Genomic DNA, 26,489 nt, shown 5'->3' on the forward strand with positions numbered 1-26,489 from the left:
CAGGCGTAAGCCCGGATAAATTTACTTTCTCTGAACTGAGGTTCTATGGCGACATCGCGCGGCTATGGAAAAGATGCCACCCTATTGGAAACCCTTGAAATTGATGAAACGGCCATCTATTTCAATCGAATGAAAAATACATCAGCTGATTATTATCATTTTCATGAATGCCCTGAAATGCTTTTTATTACGAGGGGTATTGGCATTGCCGTCGCCGAACATCAGCAGTTTACGGTGAAACCCGGGCGGCTATTTATTTTTCCGCCTGGGCGAGTGCATAAAATTTATGTTGAACAAGGGGCGAACAATCAATATCACCGTACAACGCTACATTTCAATAGCACTCTGCTGGAACCTTTCTTTCGTGACTTTCCCCGGCTGCAGATACTGCTGCGCCAGTTGAGCAGTTACGGTGAGAAAATACGTATTTTCGATGTTTCTGCTATTCAGCCAATGATTGAAATGCTGCTCGAGCGCTTCGACGGTCTGGGGCATGATGGCCTGGTCACAATCAATGATAGCGCGCTGTTGCTGATGCAACTGATTAGCTTTCTGCCGGGGCAGGAACTGGAGAATGCGCTGCATTCAGAGCAGAATGCGTTTTCCGCCAGTATTATTCGCTGGATTGAAGAACACTTTCAGGAGCACTGCTCGCTGGAGGCGCTGGCTGCCGCATCGGGCTGTTCGGAGGGGCATGCATCGAGGCGCTTTCGTCGCGAAACGGGCGGTACGTTGCAGGAATATTTGATCATGAGGCGGATCCGCCATGCCTGTGAACTGCTCGTGCATACAACCCTGTCGGTCAGGGAAGTGGGGAAGCGCTCGGGATTTACGGAATATGCCTGGTTTATCACCAGTTTTCGAAAATATATGGCAAAAACCCCCCTCCAGTACCGCAAATCATATAGTCTAAGAGGCTGAGGGATAAGAAATTGTCCTGACCGCAGTGCGGTCAGGACAAGAATATTACGCTTTCAGCGCTGCCAGCGCAGCGTCGTAGTCCGGCTCGTTGGTGATTTCGTTCACCAGTTCGCTGTATACCACGTTGTCGTTCTCATCAATCACGACAACCGCGCGAGCGGCCAGGCCTTTCAGCGCGCCATCGGCAATGCCGACGCCGTAGGTCTGCAGGAATTCCGGCGCACGCAGAGTAGACAGCGTCACGACGTTGCTCAGGCCTTCTGCGCCGCAGAAGCGAGACTGGGCGAACGGCAGGTCAGCGGACACGCACAGAACAACGGTGTTCTCCAGTTCGCCAGCCAGCTGGTTGAATTTACGCACGGATGCCGCGCATACGCCGGTATCGATGCTCGGGAAAATGTTCAGAACTTTACGTTTGCCAGCGAACTGGCCCAGGGTGACGTCGGACAGATCTTTTGCCACCAGCGTAAACGGTTGAGCTTTATCGCCCGCCTGTGGGATAGAACCTTGAACAGCAACGGGATTGCCCTGGAAATGTACGGTTTGCGACATGATTATCTTCCTGTTTACATATAGTTAACGTCAACCCTAGTGTATGACAACAGACGTTAACACGGCAAACCCTATTTACGCCTGAATAAAAGGAGCCAAAATGAGAAACCTGCGCGTGTTTGAAGAGGCCTGGCCGCTGCATACGCCTTTTGTGATTGCCCGCGGCAGCCGCAGCGAAGCAAAAGTGGTGGTGGTTGAACTGGAGCAGGATGGTGTAAAAGGCGTCGGTGAGTGCACGCCGTACCCGCGCTATGGCGAGAGCATCGCCTCGGTGATGGCGCAGATTATGACCATCGGGGAGCAACTGGAGCGCGGGATAACCCGCGAACAGCTTGCTCAACTGCTGCCGGCCGGGGCCGCCCGCAATGCGGTCGACTGCGCGTTGTGGGATCTGGAAAGCGCACTGGCCGGTCGCTCCGTCGTCAAGCAGCTGGGCGTCACGCTGCCCGGCACGGTGACGACGGCGCAAACGGTGGTGATCGGCACGCCCGAACAAATGGCCGCCAGCGCAAAGGCACTGTATGCCAGCGGCGCCAGGCTGCTGAAGGTGAAGCTGGACAATCATTTTATCTGTGAGCGAATGGTGGCGATTCGCGAAGCCGTACCGGAGGCGACGCTGATTGTCGATGCCAATGAGTCCTGGCGCGGAGAGGGGCTGGCCGCACGCTGCCAGCTGCTGGCGGACCTGCGCGTCGCCATGCTGGAGCAGCCGCTGCCGGTGGGTGAAGATGACGCGCTGGAGACGTTTATTCACCCGTTGCCGATCTGCGCTGACGAAAGCTGCCATACCCGTGAAGACCTGTCGATGCTGCACGGGCGCTATGAGATGGTGAATATCAAACTCGATAAAACCGGCGGGTTGACCGAAGCGCTGGCGCTGGCGGCCGAGGCAAAAGCGCAGAATTTTGCGCTGATGCTTGGCTGTATGCTTTGCACGTCGAGGGCCATTGCCGCCGCGCTACCGCTGGCACCACAGGTACGTTTTGCCGATCTCGACGGCCCCACGTGGCTCGCCGCCGACGCGCAGCCGGCGCTACGCTTTACCTGCGGTGAGCTTCATTTGTGAGGTTTCGGCTGCCAGTGCAGCAGCCTGGTCATCGCCGCCAGATAACGCTCGCTGGCCTCGTCTGAGGAGATGGGCGGGAACTCGGCGGTAATACAGTGCAGCCCGATATCGTTGCACCAACTGCCGAATGAACCGGGCGTCTCGTAGCCGACGCTGCTGACCAGCGGCAGAGTGAAGGCGTCCGCCAGCCAATGCCCCAGCTCGCTGCTGCGGGTGTCTTCAATGCAGGCCAGCGGGTCGTGGAACGATACCACCCACGCGGGGCTAATCTGGTGAATCAACTGGCACAGCGCGCGGCTTTCCGGCTCGGAGGCCGGGCGGCTGCCGGTGAGCAATACTACGTCGCGCTGTTCCGCAGCGCTATTCCAGCGATATACCGTTTCCCCTTGCTTCCAGTTTGCCGCTGGGAAATTGCGATTCAGATCCACGCCGTTGGCGTTGGCGCGCAGTCCGAGCTGGCAGCCGTCCGGATTGACTGCCAGCACCACGTGATGCCGACGCAGATCCGGCGACAGGGTGCGCAGAGCGCAGGAGAGCGTGACCACCGAGGAATTTTCATCCCCGTGGGTGCCTGCGATGATTAAGCCACTCTGCGGTCCGGCCAGCGGCGCAGGGAACCAGATCAGCGGCGCGCCCAGCAGCGAGCGGCCATAGTGTTGTGTCCCGGGTGGGAAAGCGCCGCGCTGGGCGCGGGGGCGGGTAGCAGACATAGCGTGAGTCCTGATACATAAAGGGGATATTGTGCAGTGTTGTGCAAAATTCGCCGTGAATCAAATAGTTTCCTGCATATGAATTGACGGTGTAAATCAACTTTCTGCGACATGGCGTTTGCAATTATGGCAAGTGAAACAAATAATATTTTCATTATGTTGTGTGGGTTTATCTACTTTTAAGGGGATGTCATGAAGTATCCTTTCACCTTGACCTGCTGTGCTGCGCTGTTAGTGGGTCTGAGTACTGTCGCCGTGGCGGCGGAAGTGCCTGCCGGGACGACGCTGGCGAAGCAGCAGGAGCTGGTTCGCCATATTAAAGATGAACCCGCTTCATTAGATCCGGCAAAAGCCGTCGGGCTGCCGGAAATTCAGGTTATTCGCGATCTGTTTGAAGGCCTGGTTAACCAGGATGCTAACGGCAATATCATTCCTGGCGTGGCTGCCCGCTGGCAAACGAACGATCAGAAAACCTGGACCTTTACCCTGCGCAGTGATGCGAAATGGTCGGACGGAACGCCGGTCACCGCGCAGGACTTCGTTTACAGCTGGCAGCGTCTGGTCGATCCGAAAACCACCTCGCCGTTTGCCTGGTTTGCCGCACTGGCGGGGATCATGAACGCGCAGGACATCATCGATGGTAAAGCGAAGCCTGAAACGCTGGGCGTGACGGCGGTTGATACCCATACGCTGCGCGTGCAGCTCGACAAACCGCTGCCGTGGTTCGTCAACCTGACCGCTAACTTCTCGCTCTATCCGGTCAATAAAGCCGCCGTTGACAGCGATAAAAACTGGACGCGTCCGGGCAAACTGGTGGGCAACGGCGCCTACGTGCTGGCCGATCGTGTGGTTAACGAAAAGCTGGAGCTGGTGCCGAATAAGCATTACTGGGATAACGGCAAAACGGTGATCCAGAAAGTCACCTTTATGCCGATTAACCAGGAGTCAGCCGCCACTAAACGCTATCAGGCCGGGGATATTGATATCACTGAATCTTTCCCGAAAAACCTGTATCAGAAGCTGAAAAAAGAGCTGCCGGGCCAGGTCTTTACGCCCCCACAGCTGGGAACTTACTACTACGCTTTTAACACCCAGAAGGGGCCGACCGCCGATGCGCGCGTGCGTCTGGCGCTCAGCATGAGCATCGATCGGCGCATTATCGCCGATAAAGTGCTGGGAACCGGTGAAAAACCGGCGTGGCGCTTTACTCCGGATGTCACGGCAGGCTTTAAGCCGCAACCGTCAGCGCTGGAAGAGAGTAGCCAGGCTGAGCTGAACGCGCAGGCCAAAATGCTGCTACAGGCCGCAGGCTACGGTCCGAATCGCCCGCTGAAGCTGACGCTGCTGTATAACACCCAGGAAGTTCACCAGAAGATTGCCATTGCCGTGGCGTCGATGTGGAAGAAAAATCTGGGCGTCGACGTGAAGCTGCAAAATCAGGAATGGAAAACCTATATCGACAGCCGCAACACCGGCAACTTCGATGTGATCCGCGCGTCGTGGGTTGGAGACTACAACGAGCCGTCGACTTTCTTGTCGTTGCTCACCTCAACCAACAGCGGCAATATCGCACGCTTTAACGATGCGGCGTATGACAAGGTGATTCGCCAGGCCAGCCTGGAGAGCAGCGCCGAGGCGCGTAACGCCGATTACAACATGGCCGAGAAAATTCTGGCGGAAAAAGCGCCGATTGCGCCGATTTACCAGTATACCAACGGGCGCTTAATTAAGCCTTGGGTGAAAGGATACCCGATCACCAATCCGGAAGACGTGGCCTATACGCGCACGATGTATATTATCAAGCACTAACCTCTTCGCTGGCGCAGTGAACCGCGCCAGCGGTCTTTCTTCTCTTACCGCTGCAACACCTCTGCGAACCTGGCCAGCCACTGTGGGTGCGCGGGCCAGGCAGGAGCCGTCACCAGATTACCGTCCACGTGCGCCTGATCGATACCAATGTCGGCATACTGACCGCCGCTAAGCCTGACTTCCGGCGCGCAGGCGGGATAGGCGCTACAGGTACGGCCCTTTAATACGCCAGCGGCTGCCAGCAGCTGTGGGCCGTGGCACACGGCGGCAATCGGCTTGTTAGCTGCATCGAAGTCTTGCACCAGCTTAATCACCTGCTCATTGAGGCGCAGATACTCGGGCGCACGTCCGCCGGGGATCAGCAGGGCGTCATAATCCTGCGCGTTTGCCGAGGCGAAATCGGCGTTCAGCACAAAGCGGTGGCCGGGCTTTTCGCTGTAGGTTTGGGCACCGTCAAAATCGTGGATCGCCGTCATAATGTAATCGCCTTTCGGCTTATCCGGACAGACCGCATCAACCTGATGGCCAATCATCTGCAGCGCCTGAAATGGCACCATGGTTTCATAATCTTCCGCATAATCACCAACCAGCATGAGAATTTTCTTGCCAACCATAATCTACCCTCAAGAAATCAAGATGTTTAAGATATAGCCTGGCGGTGAAGGGATAGCGAACCGCAAACCGCGCGCTGCATCACGGATATGACGAGAGCCCGCGCGGTAGACGGCGAGGACAGCGTCAGGCACCGAATGCGCCGTCGATGGTGTGCATCGCGCCGGTAACAAATGCTGCTTCAGGCCCCGCGAGCCAGGCCACCATCCCGGCGACTTCTTCCGGGCGTCCGTGGCGTTTCAGCGCCATAAAGCTGTGCATCAGCTCTTTTAGCGGGCCGGATTCCGGATTGGCGTCGGTGTCAATCGGCCCCGGCTGCACCACGTTCACCGTGATACCGCGCGGGCCAAAATCGCGCGCCAGCCCGCGAGCCAACCCCTGTAGCGCCGATTTACTCACCGCATAGGCGGCCAGGCCGGGAAGGGGCATTCGGTCGCCATTGACTGAACCAATCACAATAATCCGCCCGCCGTCGGGCATGAGGCGGGCGGCTTCCACCGCAGCATGATAGGGCGCATGGATGTTAATCCGGAACAGGCGGTCGATGGCGTCGCTGTCTTGCTCTAACGCATCACCGAAAATAATGATACCCGCGTTAATCACCACAATATCCAGCGGACCGCAATCGCCTACCAGTTTGATGACCGCATCGCGGTCAGCGCTATCCGCCACTACGGCAGTGCTGCCCGTTTCTGCCGCCAGCCGTTCGGCGGCTTCTCGTGAGCCAGCATAGCTGAACGTGACCGCCGCGCCCTCGGCGGCAAAGCGCCTGACGATGGCCGCGCCGATGCCGCGGCTGCCGCCTAAAACCAGTACGGATTTATTCTGAAAGACAGACATAGAATCGACCCTCATGCAGATGATGCGACGATGATGATGACGTGCGGCAGACCGCGCTGCCAGCAAGGAGTATAGCTGCTTGCGTAGCGCTCCATTTGCCGCCGCCGCTGCTATACTTGCTCAAGCAATTTTCCCATTCTGGCTGCGGGCAAACTGAGATGATCTATGCATCTGATATCATGATCTTTGGCAAAGTGTTGCTCGCCATTCTTTTGCTGCTGTTGCTGGCAAGCTATCTTTTCGCAAAATTCAATTTCCCGATTTCCGTGCTATTGACCACCTGGCTTTCTACTGCCGCGGCGTTTGCGTTGCTGGTGGTGTTGGTATTGATGCCGGGGATCCGGGAGGATGAAGTGTCGCTGGGCAAACGCTGGCTGGAAGAGTGTTCAGTGGTGGAGAAATATGAGCGACATTCGCTAGGTGAATCGACCAATCGGTTACGGTGTCACGGTGTGGAAGAGCGGGTGGATGCGCGCGATTATCAGACATTTACTCTGGCATACCTCGAACGCGGGGCGCGCTGAGATAGCCCGGCATGACGAGAGTATCGTCTCCGGGCTGCCGTGGTTATCGCCCTACGCGTGCCTGAAGCGCCGCCGGGTAACGGTCACCGACTATCTTCACGGCGTCCAGCGCCCGGGTGATTTGCTGGCGTTCATCGGCGGTCAGTTGGATATCCACCGCGCCGAGGTTTTCCTCCAGCCTGTACCGTTTTGTGGTGCCGGGAATCGGCACAATCCACGGTTTTTGCGCCAGCAGCCAGGCAAGCGCAATCTGCGCGGGCGTCGCCTGACGTTCGGCGGCCAGCGCGCCCAGTACGGTTATCAGCTGCGCGTTAGCGGCCAGCGCATCGGCCTGAAAACGGGGCACCTGGCTGCGAAAATCGTCGCTGCCAAAAGCGGTGCTGGCGTTAATCGCCCCGGTCAGGAAACCTTTTCCCAGCGGGCTGAACGGCACAAATCCGATTCCGAGCTCTTCCAGTAACGGAATGATTTCCTCTTCAGGCTCGCGCCACCACATAGAGTATTCGCTCTGTAACGCCGCGACCGGCTGTACGGCATGCGCGCGGCGAATGGTTTGTGCACCGGCCTCAGACAGGCCGAAGTGTTTCACCTTACCTTCGGCAATCAGGTCTTTGACGGCGCCCGCCACCTCTTCAATCGGCACATTCGGATCGACGCGATGCTGATAAAGCAGGTCGATGGTCTCTGTTTTCAGGCGGCGCAGCGAGCCTTCTACCGCTTGGCGGATATGCTCCGGACGACTGTTTAAGATCTGTTGTTTGTTATCATTGCCGAATGTGAATCCGAACTTGGTAGCAATGACCACACGTTCACGAAACGGTTTCAGCGCCTCACCGACCACGTCTTCGTTGACATAAGGGCCATAAACTTCGGCGGTATCGAAGAACGTCACGCCGCGTTCGACGGCAGCGCGAATTAATGCGATAGCTTCATGCGTGTTCGTTGCCGGGCCATAGCCGTGGCTCAGCCCCATGCAACCTAGGCCAAGCGCGGAAATGGTGAGGCCGGAACGGCCAAGAGTGCGTTGTTGCATATCAAGCTCCTCAATACGTGAAACGGCGGCCCGCCGGTCGAGGGTGCTGCGGGCTGTCTTGTGTGAGCAGAGAATAGCGCGGGTGGATTTATTTTATCAGAGGGTCTAATTCGATAAGCTTAATGAATTTTATTCATAACCGATGGCCAGACCTGCCGGCCATCGGCGTTCAGGCGTGCTTTTTCTTCCCGGCGGAAGAGGAGATATCGCGGCGCAGCGCAGCGGGGGCATTCAGCTCGCCGCTGAGCGGGAGATTATTGAGCATCACTTCAATATCTTCTGCTGGGACCGGATCGGAGAACCAGAAGCCCTGTAGCGCATCGCAGCCCAGCCCGGTGAGAATGCGCTGCTGTTCCTGCGTTTCTACGCCCTCCGCCACGACGGCCATATTCATCGAATGCGCAATCGAGATAATCGTGGAGACGATTTTGATATGTTTGCTGTTTTCCCGCATGTCTTTCATAAAGCTTCTATCAATTTTCAGCTCTCCGGCAGGGAGGTCCTGCAGCGCCAGCATGTTGGAATAACCGACGCCGAAGTTATCAATTGAGATCGTGATACCGATACGGCAGAAATCGTGAAAGATCTGAACGCTGCGATCAAATCCGTGCAGCGCTGCGGTTTCGGCGAGTTCGAGCGTTAAGCGCGTTGGCGAGACGCGATGGCGGACCAGCGTGTCGCAAACCAGTTCATAGAAGTTCTGCTGCTCAAACTGCACCGGGGAAATGTTAATCGACAGCGTCCAGTCATCGTGCCCGGCAAGACTCCATTTATGCAGCTGCGCGCTGGCTTGTTCCAGGATCCAGTTACCCACCGGTACAATGAGCCCGGTGTTTTGCAGCGTCGAGAGGAACACTTCCGGCAGCAGGATGCCTTTTTTCGGGTGGCGCCAGCGCAGCAGCGCTTCAAAACCGTAAATGCGCTTTTCATTGACATGATATTTGGGTTGATACCACAACTCAAACTGGCCGCGCTCCAGCGCTTGAGTCAGGTCCTGCAAGAAGTGCGCGCCTTGCCATGTGCTGTCGAGCATCGACTCATGATAAAACACCCAGCCGTTGCGACCATTGTGCTTCACGTGATACATCGCTGTATCGGCAGAAAGCTTCAAATCCTGCGGCGTTTCGCCGTGACCCGGGTACAGGCTGATGCCGACGCTCAGCGATATTTGCAGAATCTGCCCGGAGTGATAAAACGGCCGCCGGATGCTTTCGACCATGCGCGTACAGATATCGGCAATCTCGGCTTCGGTGCTGTCGGGGGCCAGCAGAATAAATTCATCGCCGCCGATACGGGCAAGGGTCATTTTAGGCGTCAGGCAGGCGCTCATACGGTTGGCAACGGAGACCAGTAGATTATCCCCAACGTGATGCCCCCAGGCGTCGTTGACCAGTTTAAAACGATCAAGATCCATCAGCACCAGAGCAAAAGTGCTACCCGCCAGCCGAGCCTGGTGCAGGCAGGCCAGCAGACGCATATCGATCTGGCTGCGGTTGGCAAGGCCAGTCAGACCATCGTAGCGGGCCTGCTGTTCAAGCTGCTGGTTCAAACGCTGCAGGTTTTCGGTAAGCCGCGTGGTGCGGACCTGAGAGTCGACCATGGAAATCATCAGCATCAGCCCCAGCAGCAGCAGCGTGGTGACGGAGACCCAAATAGACAGGCCTTCTTCGCTGACCATCGCCGTATGGCTTACCATGATGTGGCCATGCCCGGTAAAGGTGGCGGCGCTCATGCCGGTATAGTGCATGGCGGCAATCGCTATCCCCATCGCCAGCGCTGCACCAATGCGCGTCAGCAGGACGCCTTTGCTGTTCAGTCGCAGGCTGAACGCCAGCCACAGGGCGACGCAGGAGGCGACAATGGCTATCACCACCGAGACGATAATCAGCGGAATGCTCCAGGTTATTTCATCGTGAGCCATCAGTGCCGCCATGCCCACATAGTGCATGGTCACGACGCCGCTGCTCAGCAGCGCGGTGGCAATACACAACCGCTTAAGCGATAGCGTGTTACCGGCAACGGCAATATTAATGGCCAGCGATGACGCAATAATCGCGGCCAGCAGCGAAATAACCGTGAGCCCCAGGTGATAGCTCATGGGCATCGACATTTTCATCGCCAGCATGCCGATAAAATGCATTGACCAGATACCAATGCCGAGCGTGGTGCCACCGGTTATGCGCCAGAAGATAGCCGCTTTCTTATTTGAAGCAGCGATTTTTGCAGCACTATCAAGCGCAACGAAAGATGCGATGAATGCCACCAAAAATGAAATACCGACCAGTATCGGGTCCCACGAAGCGTGCAGCATCATGCAATCCATACCTTTTCATAAAGTGGGTTCTATTTAATCTATCAGCATAATCCGAATTTTATCCAGAAAAATAACTATCAAAATCCGTTTTTTTTCACGGATTAGATACCTTTAGAAATTAATTAAGCAGGGCTTAAACACGGTGAAATGACAGTGAATAATACAGCGTCGGGCATTATATTGTGCTTACTTTCTATGGAGTTAATCTATTTTCTGGTGGCTGTGATAATAAGTTTTGCTTTGGTTGAGATAATGCGCTGAAAAAAGTGAAACTCGCACAGCTAAGGAAGGTGCGAACAAGTTCCTGATATGAGATCATCATATTCATCCGGAGCGCATCCCAGAGGGACATCATGAGCCATCAACTCACCTTCGCCGATAGTGAATTCAGCACTAAGCGCCGTCAGACCCGAAAAGAGATTTTCCTCTCCCGCATGGAGCAGATTCTGCCATGGCAGAATATGACCGCTGTCATCGAGCCGTTTTATCCCAAGGCGGGCAATGGCCGACGGCCCTATCCGCTGGAGACCATGCTGCGTATTCACTGCATGCAGCATTGGTACAACCTGAGCGACGGTGCCATGGAAGATGCCCTGTACGAAATCGCCTCCATGCGCCTGTTTGCCCGATTATCCCTGGATAGCGCCCTGCCGGATCGCACCACCATCATGAATTTCCGCCACCTGCTCGAGCAGCATCAACTGGCCCGTCAATTGTTCAAGACCATCAATCGCTGGCTGGCCGAAGCAGGCGTCATGATGACCCAAGGCACTTTGGTGGATGCCACCATCATTGAGGCACCCAGCTCTACCAAGAACAAAGAGCAGCAACGCGATCCGGAGATGCATCAGACCAAGAAAGGCAATCAGTGGCACTTTGGCATGAAGGCCCACATTGGTGTCGATGCCAAGAGTGGCCTGACCCACAGCCTAGTCACCACCGCGGCCAACGAGCATGACCTCAATCAGCTGGGTAATCTGCTTCATGGAGAGGAGCAATTTGTCTCAGCCGATGCCGGCTACCAAGGAGCGCCACAGCGCGAGGAGCTGGCCGAGGTGGATGTGGACTGGCTGATCGCCGAGCGTCCCGGCAAGGTAAAAACCTTGAAGCAGCATCCGCGCAAGAACAAAACGGCCATCAACATCGAATACATGAAAGCCAGCATCCGTGCCAGGGTGGAGCACCCGTTTCGCATCATCAAGCGGCAGTTCGGCTTCGTGAAAGCCAGATACAAGGGGCTGCTGAAAAACGATAACCAACTGGCGATGTTATTCACCCTGGCCAACCTGTTTCGGGTGGACCAAATGATACGTCAGTGGGAGAGATCTCAGTAAAAACCGGAAATAACGCCAGAAATGGTGGAAAAAATAGCCTAAATAGGCTGATTCGATGTGTTTGCGGGAAAAAAATCGGCCCAGATCCGCGAAATTTTAATCAGCGAGTCAGCTTGGGAAGAAATGACCTGCTTATTCGCACCTTCCCTAACGGTTAAAGTGATGAAAATATTTAAAAGAGTCTGGAAAATACATCTTCTGGTGATATAACAAAATGACACAACGAGCGTTGAGGGGAATTTATGTTTAAAAACATTAGCGTCCGAACGTTTATCCTGGTGTTTATTTTGGCGGTATTTTTTATTGCGGATGTGATCTGCCTTATATTGTCTAAAAATATATTCTTGCTTTTGGCTATTAATATTATATGGGTGGCAGCGATCGCCTTGCTGTGGCTGTATATGACCAAATATCTGGTCACGCCTATCAATGCGGTGAAACGCAGTATAGATGAAGTCAATGATGGCAACCTGTCGGTACGTATTCCGGTCTTTGGCAATAACTGTGCAGGCCGCTTAATTCCGGGGATCAATAACTTATCGAATAATATCTCGACGCTGGTCGCCGAAATACGCAGTTCGTCAGACACGGCGATGACGTTGTCTGAACAGCTGGCGACCCGCAGCGGCGAACTGTCGGTAAAAACGGAACAGCAGTCGGCCACGCTGATGGAAACCGCCGCGAGCATGGAACAAATTGCCGCCAGTACCAAAAATAACGCCGAGCATACGCGGCTGGCCAGCGAGCGCGCGGGTGACGCAACCCAGTGCGCCCGCAAAGGCGGCGCGCTGATGGGGGAAGTGGCGACCAATATGCAGTCTATTACCGACTGCGCCCGGCAGATGACGGAAATTATCGCCATGATCGACGGTATTGCCTTCCAGACCAATATTCTGGCGCTGAACGCGGCGGTTGAGGCGGCGAGGGCGGGCGACCACGGAAAAGGCTTCTCGGTGGTGGCCGGTGAAGTGCGTAATCTGGCGCACCGCAGCGCGGAAGCGGCGAAGAGCATCAAGACCTTGATCAATGTCACCAGCGAAAACGTCACCCAGGGGGCAAGTATTGTCGCCGAAGCGGAGAAAAATATGCAGGAGATCGTGACCGGCTCTGGCGAGCTGAACGGTCTGATGGAGCAGATTGCGGTGTCGACGTCCGAGCAGGAAAAAGGTATCGACCAGATAACCCTGGCGCTGAATGAGCTCGAGACCGTCACGCAAAGCAATATTACGGTGGTCGAAGAGCTGGCGAGATCGTCGGATATTCTGAAACGTCAGGTTATTGAGCTACAGTCGCGGACGCAGAATTTCCGCGTTGGTGACGAACAGCAGGCTGCATCTCCACGCCCGGCCATCGTAGGTCAACCGCTACAGCCTGCGGTGGCGGGCAGCAGCGAGCAGAATTTCTGGCAATCGTTTTAACCCGTTTTGCTTCCCTCACCCCGGCAGAAATGCCGGGTTTTTTTTGCCTTACGCCCACTCACTGCCGCTTTTATGAACGATTTCAGCGCCATGGCGCAGTCACAAGTTGCTTAACAAAGCGAGATGGCTAAATAGCTGCGCCTAATACCGCTACACTTTTGCCTGACCATGTTTTCCTCCGGGGAATGGGCTGGCGGTTTCCATAAAATGGCGGACCTTTTTCAGTAACTGCCACATTGAGCGGCACTGATGATTACGGGTTATCGTGTCATGAAGTGCCTGCCATAGCCGTTCCACATGATTCACCCACGGCGAGTAAACCGGCTGGTAAATTACCCTGAACTTGGGATTTGCTTTCAACCAGCGCTGTGTTTCGCGGCTTTTATGGATAATGTAGTTATCAACGATCAGCGTGATTGTTTTCGCCCGCCGGTAAGTGGCTTTCAGGTGCTTCAGCAGAGCGATAAACAGCGCTGAACTTTTGCTGTTGCCGCCCACGTAGCTGACTTTACCCGTGCCACTGTGCAGTGCGCCGGCCAGATAGTATTTTTCGTTCTGCCCCGGCGTCACTACCCGTTTCTGCTGTCCGCGCAACTGCCAGTCCGCACCGATTTTAGGATTAAGGTGGATATCCACTTCATCTTCATAAAATACCGGATGCTCTGCGCTGCATTCATCCAGCGCTTTGTGGATTACCGCCATCTTTTCATCTTTATGTGGGTCACGGATACGCAGAGTTGGCGCGGCCCTGCGCCATACAAGCCCCGCAGATGGCAACCAGCGGCGAACGGTTCCTGCATGTAACTGGCAACCGGTTATCTCATTGATTTTTATTGCCAGTAATTCGGTGCTCCAGCGTGAACGTTGATAACCAAAATCGCCGGGAGAATGCTTTATCAGCTCACGTAACAGGGTGCAGATATGTTCAAAAGGCCAGCGTCGGGAGCGCCCTGCGGGTAAGGATTTCAGGCCTTCAATACCTGAGTGCGTAAACCAGTTAATCCAGCGACCAACGGATGAACGGGCACAACAGAGAGTTCTGGCAACATCGCTGACCCGTTCACCCCGATGAAGCATCAGCATGGCCGTGAGTCTGCGGGCATGATTTTTATCACGCGTTTTATGAATAGCTTTCTGCATCAGGCGTCGTTCGCCACGGGGTATTGGTACTATGATCGGCATCGCTCAGTCCGGTTGGTGATTTTGGTTGGTTTGGCGATTGATCAGATCGCACAATCCGGGCTGAGTTCCCTTTCAGTGATCTACTATTCCGCGCAGCTATTTAGACTATCAGGATAAAGAGCGGTGAGCGGAGGCGAAGTGGAAGCCATAAAAGGATCTGACCTTAACGTACCCGATGCGGTATTTGCGTGGCTGCTGGATGGCAAGGGCGGCGTGAAGCCGTTAACCGATGCGGACTGTGTCAGCCAGGACAATCCGTGCTGGCTGCACCTGAACTATACCCATCCAGACAGCGCCCAATGGCTGGCGACCACGCCGCTGCTGCCAAACGTGGTGCGCGATGCGCTTGCTGGCGAGAGCCTGAGGCCGCGGGTGAGCCGCTTGGGTGAGGGGACGCTGATTACGCTGCGCTGCATTAACGGCAGCACCGATGAACGACCCGATCAGCTGGTGGCGATGCGTCTGTATATTGACGAACGTATGATTGTCTCTACCCGCCAGCGGAAAGTGCTGGCGCTTGATGACGTGGTCAGCGATTTGCAAGAGGGCAGCGGCCCGACGGACTGTGGCAGCTGGCTGGTGGATATTTGCGATGCGTTGACCGATCACGCCAGCGAGTTCATTGAACAACTGCACGATAAAATTATCGACCTTGAGGATAACCTGCTGGAGCAGCAGGTACCGCCGCGCGGTTTTCTGGCGCTGCTGCGTAAGCAGCTTATCGTCATGCGCCGGTATATGGCTCCACAGCGTGATGTTTACGCCAGGCTCGCCAGCGAACGTCTGTCGTGGATGACCGATGACCAGCGCCGACGGATGCAGGATATCGCCGATCGTCTGGGACGCGGGCTGGATGAGATTGACGGCTGTATTGCGCGTACGGCAGTCATGACCGATGAAATTGCCCAGATGATGCAGGAATCGCTCTCCCGACGAACCTATACCATGTCATTGATGGCGATGGTTTTTCTGCCGAGTACCTTCCTGACCGGGCTGTTTGGCGTCAACCTTGGCGGCATCCCCGGCGGCGGATCGCATCTGGGTTTTTCGCTCTTCTGCATTATGCTGGTGCTGCTGATAGGCGGTGTTACGTGGTGGTTACATCGTAGTAACTGGTTGTAAAAAATCGCCTTTTTTACCCCCTTAGGATAGGGTAACGCCACTTAATTTGAGCGAAGTCAATAAAACGGTATGCCAATCGAGGCAATATCGATCTCGCAGGTGAATGCAACGTCAAGCGATGGGCGTTGCGCTCCATATTGTCTTACTTCCTTTTTTTGAATTACTGCATAGCACAATTGATTCGTACGACGCCGGCTTAGAATAGTCGGCTTTTTTTTGTCCTTTTTCCGCGGCCTGACCGCACCCGCCGATTAATTTGTCGCATCCCGCGGCGAGATCTGCGACGATACGCGCCTGCTGACCGTTAGCCCCCTAATTCGCGAGAAAATATTGTGACCGCTTTTGCCACCCTGAATGCCCTTCCTGCCGCCCAGCTCGATAATCTGAACGATCTGGGCTATCTCTCTATGACGCCGGTTCAGGCCGCGTCGCTGCCGGCAATTCTGGCCGGGAAGGACGTGCGCGTGCAGGCAAAAACCGGCAGCGGTAAAACGGCGGCGTTTGGTCTCGGTCTGCTTCAACACGTTGATGCCAGCCTGTTCCAGACCCAATCGCTGGTGCTGTGCCCCACGCGTGAGCTGGCCGATCAGGTCGCTGGTGAAATTCGTCGACTGGCCCGCTATCTGCCGAATATTAAGGTGCTGACGCTGTGCGGCGGTCAGCCGTTCGGCGCACAGCGGGATTCCTTACAGCACGCGCCGCATATTATTGTGGCGACGCCGGGCCGCCTGCTGGATCACCTGCAAAAGGGCACCGTTTCGCTGGATGCCCTGCATACGCTGGTGATGGATGAAGCAGACCGCATGCTCGATATGGGCTTTAGCGATGCGATGGATGAGGTGATCCGCTTTGCGCCCGCATCTCGCCAGACGCTGCTGTTCTCCGCCACCTGGCCGGAGGCCATTGCCGCCATCAGCGGCCGCGTGCAGCGCTCGCCGGAGACAATCGAAATCGACAGCGTTGATGCATTACCGGCGGTAGAGCAACAGTTCTTTGATGTGCCGCGCCACGGTAAAATTGCACTCTTACAGCAGCTGCTGAGCCAGCATCAGCCAGCATCCTGCGTCGTGTTTTGTAATACCAAAAAAGATTGCCAGGCCGTGTTTGAGGAGCTGAATGCCGCAGGGCAGAGCACGATCGCCTTACACGGCGACCTTGAACAGCGCGACCGCGATCAGACGCTGGTGCGCTTTGCCAACGGCAGCGCGCGTATTCTGGTGGCAACCGACGTCGCGGCTCGCGGGCTGGACATCAAATCGCTGGCGATGGTGGTGAACTACGAGCTGGCGTGGGATCCGGAAGTGCATGTTCACCGTATTGGCCGTACCGCCCGCGCGGGTAACAGCGGGCTGGCGGTAAGTTTCTGCGCGCCGGAAGAGGCGCAGCACGCCAATATCCTGGCCGAAATGCTGCAATTAAAGCTGAACTGGATGCCGGAACCGGCCAAAACGCGCGTTACGCCGCTGGCGCCGGAAATGATGACCCTGTGCATCGACGGCGGTAAAAAGGCCAAGATGCGCGCGGGAGACGTGCTGGGCGCATTAACCGGTGACGTGGGGCTGGTGGCTGCGGATATCGGGAAAATTGACGTGCACCCGGCGCATGTCTACGTGGCGGTGCGCGAAGGCGTGGCCCATCAGGCCTGGAAACTGCTGCAGAAAGGGAAAATCAAAGGCAAAGCGTGCCGTGCGCGTCTGCTGAAATAACCGCTTGAATCAGCGTCTCAGGCCGCAGCCTGAGACGCTAAATCGCTTACTTCACTTCGACCACGTTCAGACGCAGCTCGTCCAGCTGGCCGTCTTCTTCTTCCGGCTGCCAGCCCATCGGCTGTAGCGGCAGCTCTTCCCGATCAAACGCCAGGTCACCGCCGTCAACCACTTCAGAACCGTGGGTCAGTCCTTTGAAGTCAAACAGGCTGGTATCGCACAGGTGCGACGGTACCACGTTCTGCATCGCGCTGAACATGGTCTCAATACGGCCAGGATAGCGTTTATCCCAGTCACGCAGCATATCGCCAATCACCTGACGCTGCAGGTTCGGCTGCGAACCACACAGGTTACACGGAATGATCGGGAACGCTTTCGCTTCGGAGAAGCGCTCGATGTCTTTTTCACGGCAGTAGGCCAGCGGGCGGATAACGATATGTTTGCCGTCATCGCTCATCAGCTTCGGCGGCATCCCTTTCATTTTCCCGCCGTAGAACATGTTCAGGAACAGGGTTTGCAGAATGTCATCGCGGTGATGGCCGAGGGCAATTTTCGTCGCACCCAGTTCGGTGGCTGTCCGATAGAGAATACCGCGGCGCAGGCGAGAGCACAGCGAGCAGGTGGTTTTGCCTTCCGGGATCTTCTCTTTCACGATGCCGTAGGTGTTCTCTTCGACAATTTTGTACTCGACGCCCAGCTTCTCAAGGTATTCCGGCAGAATATGCTCCGGGAAGCCCGGCTGCTTCTGGTCGAGGTTGACCGCCACCAGGCTGAAGCTGATCGGCGCGCTCTGCTGCAGGTTGCGCAGAATTTCCAGCATCGTGTAGCTGTCTTTGCCGCCGGACAGGCAGACCATAATACGGTCGCCATCTTCAATCATGTTGAAGTCGGCGATGGCTTCGCCCACGTTACGACGCAGACGCTTCTGTAATTTGTTCAGATTGTATTGTTCTTTTTTGCTAATTTCTTGATTTTGTTGCATTTAATAGTTACTCAGAAATCTAAATGGAAACTCAGGCCCACTACAGCGTCTTCCAGTCCATTTGATTTACGATAAAAGCGCTGTCCCGCGCTGACGGCGAATCAGCGAATGTGTGGCGTGTATGGTACGGATTACGGCGACGAATGCCAGCATGTTTTGCACGACAGCGCCGACTGACCCGCCGATGGTCGTTGCCACGCGGTAAATGTTGTTCGTCTTCAATGGGTTCGCGCCGTGGGGCACGGGATGACTTGATCTTTTTATGTGTCCTATAATACTGTATATATAAGGGTCTTCCCTTGTTGTGGTGGCTGAAGGCATGATAATGGTGTATTTAATCGCCAGAGGTCACCGCCATGGACGAAAAGTCCCTCTACGCTCATATTCTCAACCTGTCCGATCCGTGGCAGGTAAAGTCCCTTTCTCTCGATGAAAATGCCGGTTCTGTTACTGTCACTATTGAGATCGCTGAAAACACCCGGCTAGCCTGTCCGACCTGCGGTAAATCCTGTTCTGTTCACGATCACCGTCATCGTAAATGGCGCCATCTTGATACCTGCCAGTTCACCACTATTGTTGAAGCCGATGTTCCACGAATTATGTGTCCGGAGCATGGCTGCCTGACGTTGCCTGTTCCGTGGGCTGGCCCCGGAAGCCGGTATACGTTGCTATTCGAATCGTTCGTTCTCTCATGGCTGAAAATCAGCACCGTTGATGCTGTCAGGAAGCAACTTAAGCTCAGTTGGAATGCGGTTGACGGCATTATGACCCGGGCAGTTAAGCGAGGTCTTGCCCGGATAAAAAAGCCATTATCCGCCCGTCATATGAATGTGGATGAGGTCGCCTTTAAAAAAGGACATCGTTACATAACGGTGATCTCCGATCGCGATGGTCGGGCGCTGGCCTTAACGGATGATCGCGGCACAGAGAGTCTTGCCGGCTATCTTCGCACGCTCACTGATGGGCAGTTGCTGGCTATCAAAACGCTCTCAATGGACATGAACGCGGGCTATATAAGAGCAGCGCGTATCCACTTACCCAGTGCGGTTGAGAAAATCGCCTTTGACCGCTTCCATGTGGCGAAGCAACTGGGCGAGGTAGTTGATAAAACCCGTCAGAATGAACATCCGCACCTCCCTGTTGAAAGCCGACACCAGGCAAAAGGAACCCGCTTCCTGTGGCAGTACAGCGATAAGTGGATGACCGAATCCCGGCAGGAAAAGCTGATGTGGCTGCGTGCACAGATGAAGCTGACGAGCCAGTGCTGGGCGCTGAAAGAGCTGGCAAAGGATATCTGGAACAGGCCATGGAGCGAGGAAAGACGGAGTGACTGGCAGAGATGGTTGGCGCTGGCGGCTAACAGTGACGTTCCCATGATGAAAAATGCCGCGAAAACGATAGGAAAAAGGCTGTACGGGATCCTGAATGCGATGCGACACAGTGTCTCAAACGGAAATGCGGAGGCACTTAACAGCAAGATCAGGCTGCTGAGGATAAAAGCCAGGGGATACCGAAACCGGGAGCGCTTTAAACTGGGGGTGATGTTCCACTACGGAAAGCTGAATATGGCGTTCTGAGCCTTCCCACCATGATCGGGGAAGACCCATATATAAACAGTATTATTGAGTAATTGAATATGAAGGTGCTTTATCTCTCTAAACCCGAACCCCCTGTCAAACTGCCGCTGTTCTTAGAGCGGGTTCCCTGCGGTTTTCCTAGCCCGGCGCAGGATTATGTGGAAGAAAGTCTGGATCTGACTGCGCTGGTGGTCAAGCATCCCAGTGCGACCTATTTTATCCGGGTGAGCGGGGATTCGATGATTGGCGCGGGGATCGGTGATGGCGACCTGCTGGTCGTGGATCGCTCACTAAAAGCCTGCCATGGCGACATCGTGGTGGCGGCGGTGGCGGGGGAGTTTACGGTTAAAGAGCTGCGAATCCGGCCATCGGTTCAGCTGGTTGCGCATAATGCTCGCTATGCGCCGATTGTTTTTCACGCGGAAGAGGAGCTGCAAATCTTCGGCGTCGTGACCTTTAGTTTAAAAGCCCATAAATATGTTCGCGCTGGTTGATGTTAACAATTTCTATGCTTCCTGTGAGACGGTCTTTCGCCCCGATCTCCAGGGTAAACCAGTGGTCGTGGTGTCCAATAACGATGGGTGCATTATTTCGCGCTCGGCAGAGGCAAAAGCGCTCGGTATCAAGATGGCTGCGCCGTATTTTAAAATTAAGGATGAGCTGCGCCGTCAGGGAGTAACTGTTTTTAGCTCAAACTACGCGCTGTATGCCGATCTCAGCCATCGGGTCATGCAGACGCTGCTGGCGTTCGTGCCGAATGTCGAGATTTATTCTATTGATGAAGCGTTTATCGATCTGTCGGGCTGCCGTTCGCTGGAATCATTTGGCCACCAGATACGCGAAACGGTGCAGAAGCATACCGGGCTGACGGTCGGCGTGGGGATCGGGCCAACCAAACCCTCGCCAAACTGGCGAACCTGGCCGCTAAAACCTGGCGTAAAACCCATGGCGTGGTGGATCTTTCAGCGACAGAGCGCCAGCGCAAGCTGCTGGCGCTGCTCCCGGCACATGAAGTCTGGGGAGTCGGGCGTCGCACGCGTAAAAAACTCGAACTGATGGGTATTGAGACAGCATTGCAGCTTGCTGACACGTCAACATGGGTGATTCGCCAGCATTTTAACGTGGTGATGGAGCGTACGGTGCGGGAGCTGCGCGGCGAGTCTTGCCTGGCGCTTGAGGAGTTTGCGCCTATTAAGCAGCAAATTATCTATAGCCGTTCGTTTAGCCACCGCATCACGGACTACGATGAAATGCATCAGGTTGTTTGTGCTTATGCTGAACGCGCAGCGGAGAAACTGCGTGCGGAAAGGCAGTACTGTTGTGTGATTAGTCTGTTTATGCGCACCAGCCCGCATGCGGTAAATGAGGTATTTTACGCGCCGCAGTCTAGCGGCAGGCTGGCCGTTCCGACCTGTGACACCCGAGATATTATTCGTGCAGCGACCCGTTCGCTGGACACCGTCTGGCGCGAGGGTTTTCGTTATATGAAGGCGGGGGTGATGCTAAGCGATTTTTTCAGCCAGGGCGTAGCGCAGCTTAACTTGTTTGACCCTCATCCGCCGCAGGCTAACGGGCACGCGTTGATGCAGGTTATCGATAGTATTAATCACTCGGGACGGGGGCACATTGGCTTTGCCGGTAAAGGGATTGAACAGGCATGGGCAATGAAGCGAGCGATGCTGTCTCCTGGCTACACAACGCGCTATACGGATCTGCCGGTTGCCAGATAGCGGGCTGCCATTAAGGCCACGCTGAGCGGCCTTAATGGGCGTGCTTTCACCGTTTAACGCGGTGAGAACGGGGGACTGATTAGTTGAGCCCCAGGCGGATCAGATCAATCGGGCAAAACGTACCGTCCTGACCATCAATCTCTACGCAGCTTGCGCGGCGTAGCTGTTCCGCCGTTTTGCCTTCTCCGTGGATAGTGGTAATCACACCGGTTGCGCCATTGTTGGCGATCATCACACGGCTACCAGTGGTGATAGCGTTACGGTTACGATCGTAAGTTTTCATCGTCTCCTCCTTTCACATTGTAAGACGGGTTAGATTGGCGGTATGAATTAATAGCGCGGTAGACGGTGTCATGTTTTGCGCTCTGTCAAAATGCGGCTTTTTTTGTCGGGATTTATGGACAAAACAACTGTTCCCTTGCCCGCTTAATACCTATCCCGATGGACAAGCTGAATGTTGTTCGGGCTGACACACTGGCCATCGGCATCGACAAAAACGCCGGAAGCCGCTTTACCGCTTGTCTTATTCGCCAGCATCAGATGCGGCTCACCATGTAAAATATGCGCGTGCTTCTTCAGAACACCACTCCGTGAACAGAGGACATTTTCCCATCAATTGATAACAAAAAGTTGAATTTTATTTATCAATAAGATGACTAAGATTGACCTGTGATTTTGATTACAGGAAGCAAACAATGAATGCAAAAATAAGTCTGGCGTTGTTACTGACCTCTCTGTTAGCGCCGGTGGCGTACAGCGCACCAATAGGAACGCTCAGCGTCCACATTCTCAACCAGCAAACCGGGATACCGTCAAAAGACGTTGATGTGACGCTGGAAAAACAGCAGGCGACGGGCTGGGATATGCTGGCGAAAGGAAAAACGGACAGCGATGGCCGGATTAAATCGCTGTATCCTGACGATCGGGACATGCAGCCAGGCGTTTATCGGGTCACGTTTAAAACCGGGGAGTATTTTAAGCGTGAAAAGTACGCGTCGTTCTTCCCTGAAGTCCCGGTATTATTCACGGTGACAAAGACCAATGAAAAGCTGCATATTCCACTTCTGCTGAGTCAGTATGGATATTCGACCTATAAAGGAAGCTGAGTTTCGTTCTCTGCCCGAACGACCGCCAGGCCAGCCTGAACGCTGGCTTTTTTTATGCATTATTCGGATGGTGCGGGGAAAAATCCAGTCGGACGAAGGGGATTTATTATCCACCCTCCATTGCCCACGATGAAATGAAACCGCCGTATGCTGGTGTTTTTCGCACCGCGGTGGTTTTGCATGGAACCCAAATCGCCAGCGTTTATGTCTAATCTACGCTGCTTCCATGGGAGAAAACTGGTCAGATATCACCCCATTATGGGGTATGTTATTGTCATATTTTTAATGGGGGTAATATGTGCACTAATCTTTTTGATAATGCTCGTCGTTACACTGACGAGAAAAAATAACAACGAAAGCCGCAGATTGCGGCTTTTTTCATACACCTGAAAAGAAGGGGCGTTCTGGTGATTAATTATTCACCTATATTATGCGTATTGATTAACTCGGGTTTCAGGCGGTCGAATGGCACGCAATCGCGCATGTCGTAATACAGCCCTTTGTCGATGTAGCGGCTGCAAACCAGGTCTACAGCATTGCCAACATCCAGATCTTTCAGCCACTGAATGTCTTCAGATTTCGTATTGTGCGGGCGGAAAGAAAATCCCATGCCGCCTTCTTTACTCACTGCGTAACAATCAACGTCTGTTTCACATTGAATACGGTCGATAGTCATTGAGAATCTGATCCAGCCTCGTTTAAGTTGGTCTTTCAGCTTCAGTTCGTTTTTAAGCCGCTGCTCGGATACGCTATCGATGCTGTATGTGTAAACCTCAATTTTCGGTTGTGGCTTTACTTCCTGCTGGTACGGAACTGATGGTGGGATTTCCCCTGCGCTATCGTGGGAGTTGCCAGCAAAATGGTAACCGGCGAGGCCGCCTATTATTAAACAACCCAATCCTGTGGCTAAAACACCATAAGTCTTCATCGTAATTCTCATTCAGTGGATTCATTCGCCGCAAAGTATACAGGATATGAATATGTATTTTTAAAGCGGTGATTGATTTCATCCCTCCGATAATAGGGGGGGATGTGCTATCTAGCCGAAATTCACCAACCCAGCAGAGCTGCTGGCGCGGCAATGGGAAGACGGACTCAAACGGTGTGAGGCGCTGGACAAACTGAGCCAGAAGCGCGGACAGATAAAATCTGCAGTGGTTCCGGCATTAAACGCCTGCATCGCAGCTGTACGTTCGCCAACGACGAAGGGTCCAGCGAGCAACAGCGCAAGGCCTACACCATAGCGAAAAGCTACGCGCAGAACTTCGGGAATGGCTTTGCTCGCTTCGTGTTTAGCTGCGGCCGGGGTACCGGGAAAAACCATCTTGCCGCGGCGATTGGTAACCATCTACTGTCTGCTGGTTATTCGGCCCTGGTCGTCACCATTCCGGATCTGATGCTTCGGGTTTGAGAGTGCTACGACGGCGGCCAGTCGGAAGCCTCTCACCAGGAGAATCTATGCACGGTTGACCTGCTTGTGCTGGACGAGGTCAGCATTCAGCGCGGCCGCAGCGGCGAGAAGACCATGATCAGCCATAGCCGGGAGAAGTTCTTTGAAGAAATCGCTCTAGTGGCGCAGTAAATTTGGCCACCTGATTAAAGGTGATATTCTCACCACAACATAAAACAGGTGGCTTAATGAACAAGAAAGCCAAACGTACGTTCCTCCTGCGCAGGCATTGTGGAGCGTGCGGTTGGGCTCCGGCACGGAAGGGCTAGTGCGTCTTTGTAATGGCTGAATTAATCGTCAACATTGACCTCCATCTCCCCTTGTGGCAGTTCACCCTTAGCGCAGTCAGTAAGTTGCGCACTGTAGCGATCATCTATTTTGTTACAGTCAATGATGGATACATAGGCTCACTGAGCGTGGGCCTGAATTACTGGCAGACAGAATGTCGTATTTCTTGCTACGAAGCCGAAATTAAAAAACCTTCCAGAACGGGCGAGAACATATTTTTTTAACATTCCAATATTTAACTGGATTATTGCTGTATTGTTTTACCACCTCTTCTGAGCTGACTGACGCGTCAGGAACAAAGTCCGCAGGGACCTGAACCGCGTGGCTTCCGGATGATATGTAATAGTACTTTCCTGCTTCTGGAATAAGTGATGAATGAGTGCTACTAATAAATGAGCCGAGATTCTTTAATTGTGAGACAGAATACAAAGCACCCGGTTTTACTTTACTGACGACTACGTTTCCTTTTGATTTGAAAACATTAGAATCAAGCTCATAACGATCAGCCATTTCGAAACAATCATCTTTACTATTCAGGACGTAAGAGCCGAGATAGATAGTTCCTATGTTTCCCTGACGATTCAGTACATACAATGTTGCAGCATCACTGCCATTATAATTATCATAATCAAGGGGCAGTACCCTTGCGCATCCAGTAACCCCAAGAGATATTGCTGCAATTATGATTATTTTCTCTATTTTCATATCATATCAACCTTAATTAGATAGATAGTTTTCATCATTAACAAAATTTGTGATTTTGGCTTATGATACAGATAGTTATGGGAGTCGAATAGCCGCCTTGTTCACAAAGTTGATAATACACCTTGTAGAAATGATGAAGCTGTTTGCTTCAGGGTATTGAGGTATTTAAAGACTGGCAGTCTTGACGTCGGTAGGAATGCTCAGAACACATCTCTCCTTGTTCAGGTGAGGGAACAGCCCCTATAAGTATCCATGGCAAACCGAACCATTCACTTTCAAAGACTATCTGGAGAACGGTTCAGTTATCCTGTAAGCCTAATGTCCGTTACTCGCTTACTGCGGAACTTCAGTTCAGCTAAATAGCTGCGCCTAATACCGCTACACTTTTGCCTGACCATGTTTTCCTCCGGGGAATGGGCTGGCGGTTTCCATAAAATGGCGGACCTTTTTCAGTAACTGCCACATTGAGCGGCACTGATGATTACGGGTTATCGTGTCATGAAGTGCCTGCCATAGCCGTTCCACATGATTCACCCACGGCGAGTAAACCGGCTGGTAAATTACCCTGAACTTGGGATTTGCTTTCAACCAGCGCTGTGTTTCGCGGCTTTTATGGATAATGTAGTTATCAACGATCAGCGTGATTGTTTTCGCCCGCCGGTAAGTGGCTTTCAGGTGCTTCAGCAGAGCGATAAACAGCGCTGAACTTTTGCTGTTGCCGCCCACGTAGCTGACTTTACCCGTGCCACTGTGCAGTGCGCCGGCCAGATAGTATTTTTCGTTCTGCCCCGGCGTCACTACCCGTTTCTGCTGTCCGCGCAACTGCCAGTCCGCACCGATTTTAGGATTAAGGTGGATATCCACTTCATCTTCATAAAATACCGGATGCTCTGCGCTGCATTCATCCAGCGCTTTGTGGATTACCGCCATCTTTTCATCTTTATGTGGGTCACGGATACGCAGAGTTGGCGCGGCCCTGCGCCATACAAGCCCCGCAGATGGCAACCAGCGGCGAACGGTTCCTGCATGTAACTGGCAACCGGTTATCTCATTGATTTTTATTGCCAGTAATTCGGTGCTCCAGCGTGAACGTTGATAACCAAAATCGCCGGGAGAATGCTTTATCAGCTCACGTAACAGGGTGCAGATATGTTCAAAAGGCCAGCGTCGGGAGCGCCCTGCGGGTAAGGATTTCAGGCCTTCAATACCTGAGTGCGTAAACCAGTTAATCCAGCGACCAACGGATGAACGGGCACAACAGAGAGTTCTGGCAACATCGCTGACCCGTTCACCCCGATGAAGCATCAGCATGGCCGTGAGTCTGCGGGCATGATTTTTATCACGCGTTTTATGAATAGCTTTCTGCATCAGGCGTCGTTCGCCACGGGGTATTGGTACTATGATCGGCATCGCTCAGTCCGGTTGGTGATTTTGGTTGGTTTGGCGATTGATCAGATCGCACAATCCGGGCTGAGTTCCCTTTCAGTGATCTACTATTCCGCGCAGCT

At 53.9% G+C, this 26,489-nt stretch carries 23 protein-coding genes and 2 pseudogenes; 13 read left to right on the forward strand and 12 right to left on the reverse strand.

The window, feature by feature from the left end; genetic code table 11:
• Window positions 1-45 precede the first annotated feature (45 nt).
• Window positions 46-921 carry an AraC family transcriptional regulator gene (locus tag H7R58_RS10140; protein ID WP_106928959.1) on the forward strand — a complete coding sequence of 292 codons (876 nt, stop codon included), beginning with the start codon at window positions 46-48 and terminating at the stop codon, window positions 919-921.
• Between the two features lie 45 nt (window positions 922-966).
• On the opposite strand, the gene tpx is transcribed toward H7R58_RS10140, so the two are convergent.
• Window positions 967-1,473, reverse strand: coding sequence for a thiol peroxidase (tpx, locus tag H7R58_RS10145; protein ID WP_106928957.1), 507 nt, complete (start codon window positions 1,471-1,473; stop codon window positions 967-969).
• Between the two features lie 100 nt (window positions 1,474-1,573).
• Here tpx and ycjG point away from each other — a divergent pair, with 100 nt between their 5' ends.
• Window positions 1,574-2,539, forward strand: a complete 966-nt coding sequence (ycjG, locus tag H7R58_RS10150; protein ID WP_106928955.1) for an L-Ala-D/L-Glu epimerase — start codon at window positions 1,574-1,576, stop codon at window positions 2,537-2,539.
• Here ycjG and mpaA read toward each other — a convergent pair.
• Window positions 2,530-3,249: a murein tripeptide amidase MpaA gene (mpaA, locus tag H7R58_RS10155; RefSeq protein WP_182929025.1), complete on the reverse strand. Its 720-nt coding sequence runs from the start codon at window positions 3,247-3,249 to the stop codon at window positions 2,530-2,532. The two genes, ycjG and mpaA, sit on opposite strands and share 10 nt — an antisense overlap.
• 192 nt (window positions 3,250-3,441) lie before the next feature.
• Between mpaA and H7R58_RS10160 the strand changes: the two genes are divergently transcribed.
• The gene (locus H7R58_RS10160) at window positions 3,442-5,058 is read left to right on the forward strand and encodes a peptide ABC transporter substrate-binding protein (protein WP_106928951.1); all 1,617 of its coding nucleotides are present in this window, start codon (window positions 3,442-3,444) and stop codon (window positions 5,056-5,058) included.
• 44 nt (window positions 5,059-5,102) lie between these two features.
• On the opposite strand, the gene H7R58_RS10165 is transcribed toward H7R58_RS10160, so the two are convergent.
• The gene (locus tag H7R58_RS10165) at window positions 5,103-5,672 is read right to left on the reverse strand and encodes a DJ-1/PfpI family protein (RefSeq protein ID WP_106928949.1); all 570 of its coding nucleotides are present in this window, start codon (window positions 5,670-5,672) and stop codon (window positions 5,103-5,105) included.
• A 124-nt stretch (window positions 5,673-5,796) separates the two neighbouring features.
• The gene (gene bdcA / locus H7R58_RS10170; protein WP_106928947.1) at window positions 5,797-6,510 is read right to left on the reverse strand and encodes an SDR family oxidoreductase; all 714 of its coding nucleotides are present in this window, start codon (window positions 6,508-6,510) and stop codon (window positions 5,797-5,799) included.
• A gap of 158 nt (window positions 6,511-6,668) precedes the next feature.
• Between bdcA and H7R58_RS10175 the strand changes: the two genes are divergently transcribed.
• Window positions 6,669-7,034: a hypothetical protein gene (locus tag H7R58_RS10175; RefSeq protein WP_146145729.1), complete on the forward strand. Its 366-nt coding sequence runs from the start codon at window positions 6,669-6,671 to the stop codon at window positions 7,032-7,034.
• A gap of 43 nt (window positions 7,035-7,077) precedes the next feature.
• On the opposite strand, the gene H7R58_RS10180 is transcribed toward H7R58_RS10175, so the two are convergent.
• Together H7R58_RS10180 and H7R58_RS10185 are read right to left on the reverse strand one after the other, a co-directional pair.
• Window positions 7,078-8,067, reverse strand: coding sequence for an aldo/keto reductase (locus H7R58_RS10180; protein ID WP_106928943.1), 990 nt, complete (start codon window positions 8,065-8,067; stop codon window positions 7,078-7,080).
• Window positions 8,068-8,236: 169 nt separating this feature from the next.
• Window positions 8,237-10,381, reverse strand: coding sequence for a putative bifunctional diguanylate cyclase/phosphodiesterase (locus tag H7R58_RS10185; RefSeq protein WP_227674966.1), 2,145 nt, complete (start codon window positions 10,379-10,381; stop codon window positions 8,237-8,239).
• 353 nt (window positions 10,382-10,734) lie between these two features.
• On the opposite strand from H7R58_RS10185, the gene H7R58_RS10190 reads away from it, so the two are divergent.
• Together H7R58_RS10190 and H7R58_RS10195 are read left to right on the forward strand one after the other, a co-directional pair.
• Window positions 10,735-11,715, forward strand: a complete 981-nt coding sequence (locus tag H7R58_RS10190) for an IS5-like element ISKpn26 family transposase (RefSeq protein ID WP_000019445.1) — start codon at window positions 10,735-10,737, stop codon at window positions 11,713-11,715.
• A gap of 242 nt (window positions 11,716-11,957) precedes the next feature.
• Window positions 11,958-13,133: a methyl-accepting chemotaxis protein gene (locus tag H7R58_RS10195; RefSeq protein ID WP_106928940.1), complete on the forward strand. Its 1,176-nt coding sequence runs from the start codon at window positions 11,958-11,960 to the stop codon at window positions 13,131-13,133.
• Window positions 13,134-13,283: 150 nt separating this feature from the next.
• Here the strand turns inward: H7R58_RS10195 and H7R58_RS10200 are convergent, their stop codons facing one another.
• Window positions 13,284-14,315, reverse strand: a complete 1,032-nt coding sequence (locus H7R58_RS10200; RefSeq protein WP_001395480.1) for an IS630-like element ISEc33 family transposase — start codon at window positions 14,313-14,315, stop codon at window positions 13,284-13,286.
• Window positions 14,316-14,453: 138 nt separating this feature from the next.
• On the opposite strand from H7R58_RS10200, the gene zntB reads away from it, so the two are divergent.
• Both zntB and dbpA read left to right on the forward strand, forming a co-directional pair.
• Entirely contained in the window at window positions 14,454-15,437 is a 984-nt protein-coding gene (gene zntB / locus H7R58_RS10205) for a zinc transporter ZntB (RefSeq protein WP_182930643.1), read from the forward strand.
• A 332-nt stretch (window positions 15,438-15,769) separates the two neighbouring features.
• Window positions 15,770-17,143, forward strand: a complete 1,374-nt coding sequence (gene dbpA, locus H7R58_RS10210; RefSeq protein ID WP_182934713.1) for an ATP-dependent RNA helicase DbpA — start codon at window positions 15,770-15,772, stop codon at window positions 17,141-17,143.
• Window positions 17,144-17,189: 46 nt separating this feature from the next.
• Here the strand turns inward: dbpA and ttcA are convergent, their stop codons facing one another.
• Entirely contained in the window at window positions 17,190-18,125 is a 936-nt protein-coding gene (gene ttcA, locus H7R58_RS10215; protein ID WP_182929023.1) for a tRNA 2-thiocytidine(32) synthetase TtcA, read from the reverse strand.
• A gap of 356 nt (window positions 18,126-18,481) precedes the next feature.
• Here ttcA and H7R58_RS10220 point away from each other — a divergent pair, with 356 nt between their 5' ends.
• The 3 genes and pseudogenes from H7R58_RS10220 (at window position 18,482) to umuC (ending at window position 21,432) form a co-directional block, all read left to right on the forward strand.
• Window positions 18,482-19,702 (forward strand): ISL3-like element ISKox3 family transposase, encoded by a 1,221-nt coding sequence (locus tag H7R58_RS10220; RefSeq protein WP_000343760.1) that lies wholly within the window; start codon window positions 18,482-18,484, stop codon window positions 19,700-19,702.
• Window positions 19,703-19,761: 59 nt separating this feature from the next.
• The gene (umuD, locus tag H7R58_RS10225; protein ID WP_182929022.1) at window positions 19,762-20,196 is read left to right on the forward strand and encodes a translesion error-prone DNA polymerase V autoproteolytic subunit; all 435 of its coding nucleotides are present in this window, start codon (window positions 19,762-19,764) and stop codon (window positions 20,194-20,196) included.
• Window positions 20,180-21,432: pseudogene (gene umuC, locus H7R58_RS10230) on the forward strand (translesion error-prone DNA polymerase V subunit UmuC). The gene umuD and the pseudogene umuC overlap by 17 nt, the downstream one beginning before the upstream one ends.
• Before the next feature lie 79 nt (window positions 21,433-21,511).
• Here umuC and ydfZ read toward each other — a convergent pair.
• Complete coding sequence (gene ydfZ / locus H7R58_RS10235) at window positions 21,512-21,715, reverse strand: putative selenium delivery protein YdfZ (RefSeq protein WP_106928930.1); 204 nt, start codon at window positions 21,713-21,715, stop codon at window positions 21,512-21,514.
• 412 nt (window positions 21,716-22,127) lie between these two features.
• Between ydfZ and uraH the strand changes: the two genes are divergently transcribed.
• Window positions 22,128-22,538, forward strand: a complete 411-nt coding sequence (gene uraH / locus H7R58_RS10240; protein ID WP_182929021.1) for a hydroxyisourate hydrolase — start codon at window positions 22,128-22,130, stop codon at window positions 22,536-22,538.
• A 415-nt stretch (window positions 22,539-22,953) separates the two neighbouring features.
• Here uraH and H7R58_RS10245 read toward each other — a convergent pair whose 3' ends face one another.
• On the reverse strand, window positions 22,954-23,466 hold the full coding sequence (locus H7R58_RS10245) for a hypothetical protein (RefSeq protein ID WP_182929020.1): 513 nt from the start codon (window positions 23,464-23,466) through the stop codon (window positions 22,954-22,956).
• 115 nt (window positions 23,467-23,581) lie between these two features.
• Here H7R58_RS10245 and H7R58_RS10250 point away from each other — a divergent pair.
• A pseudogene (locus tag H7R58_RS10250) lies at window positions 23,582-24,072 on the forward strand (ATP-binding protein); the annotation flags it as partial.
• A 387-nt stretch (window positions 24,073-24,459) separates the two neighbouring features.
• On the opposite strand, the gene H7R58_RS10255 reads toward H7R58_RS10250, so the two are convergent.
• The gene (locus H7R58_RS10255; RefSeq protein ID WP_106928925.1) at window positions 24,460-24,981 is read right to left on the reverse strand and encodes a hypothetical protein; all 522 of its coding nucleotides are present in this window, start codon (window positions 24,979-24,981) and stop codon (window positions 24,460-24,462) included.
• 378 nt (window positions 24,982-25,359) lie between these two features.
• Window positions 25,360-26,391 carry an IS630-like element ISEc33 family transposase gene (locus H7R58_RS10260; protein ID WP_001395480.1) on the reverse strand — a complete coding sequence of 344 codons (1,032 nt, stop codon included), beginning with the start codon at window positions 26,389-26,391 and terminating at the stop codon, window positions 25,360-25,362.
• Window positions 26,392-26,489 lie beyond the last annotated feature (98 nt).

It is taken from the genome of Klebsiella sp. WP4-W18-ESBL-05 (genome assembly GCF_014169075.1).
Taxonomy (GTDB): Bacteria; Pseudomonadota; Gammaproteobacteria; order Enterobacterales; family Enterobacteriaceae; genus Kluyvera; species Kluyvera ascorbata_B.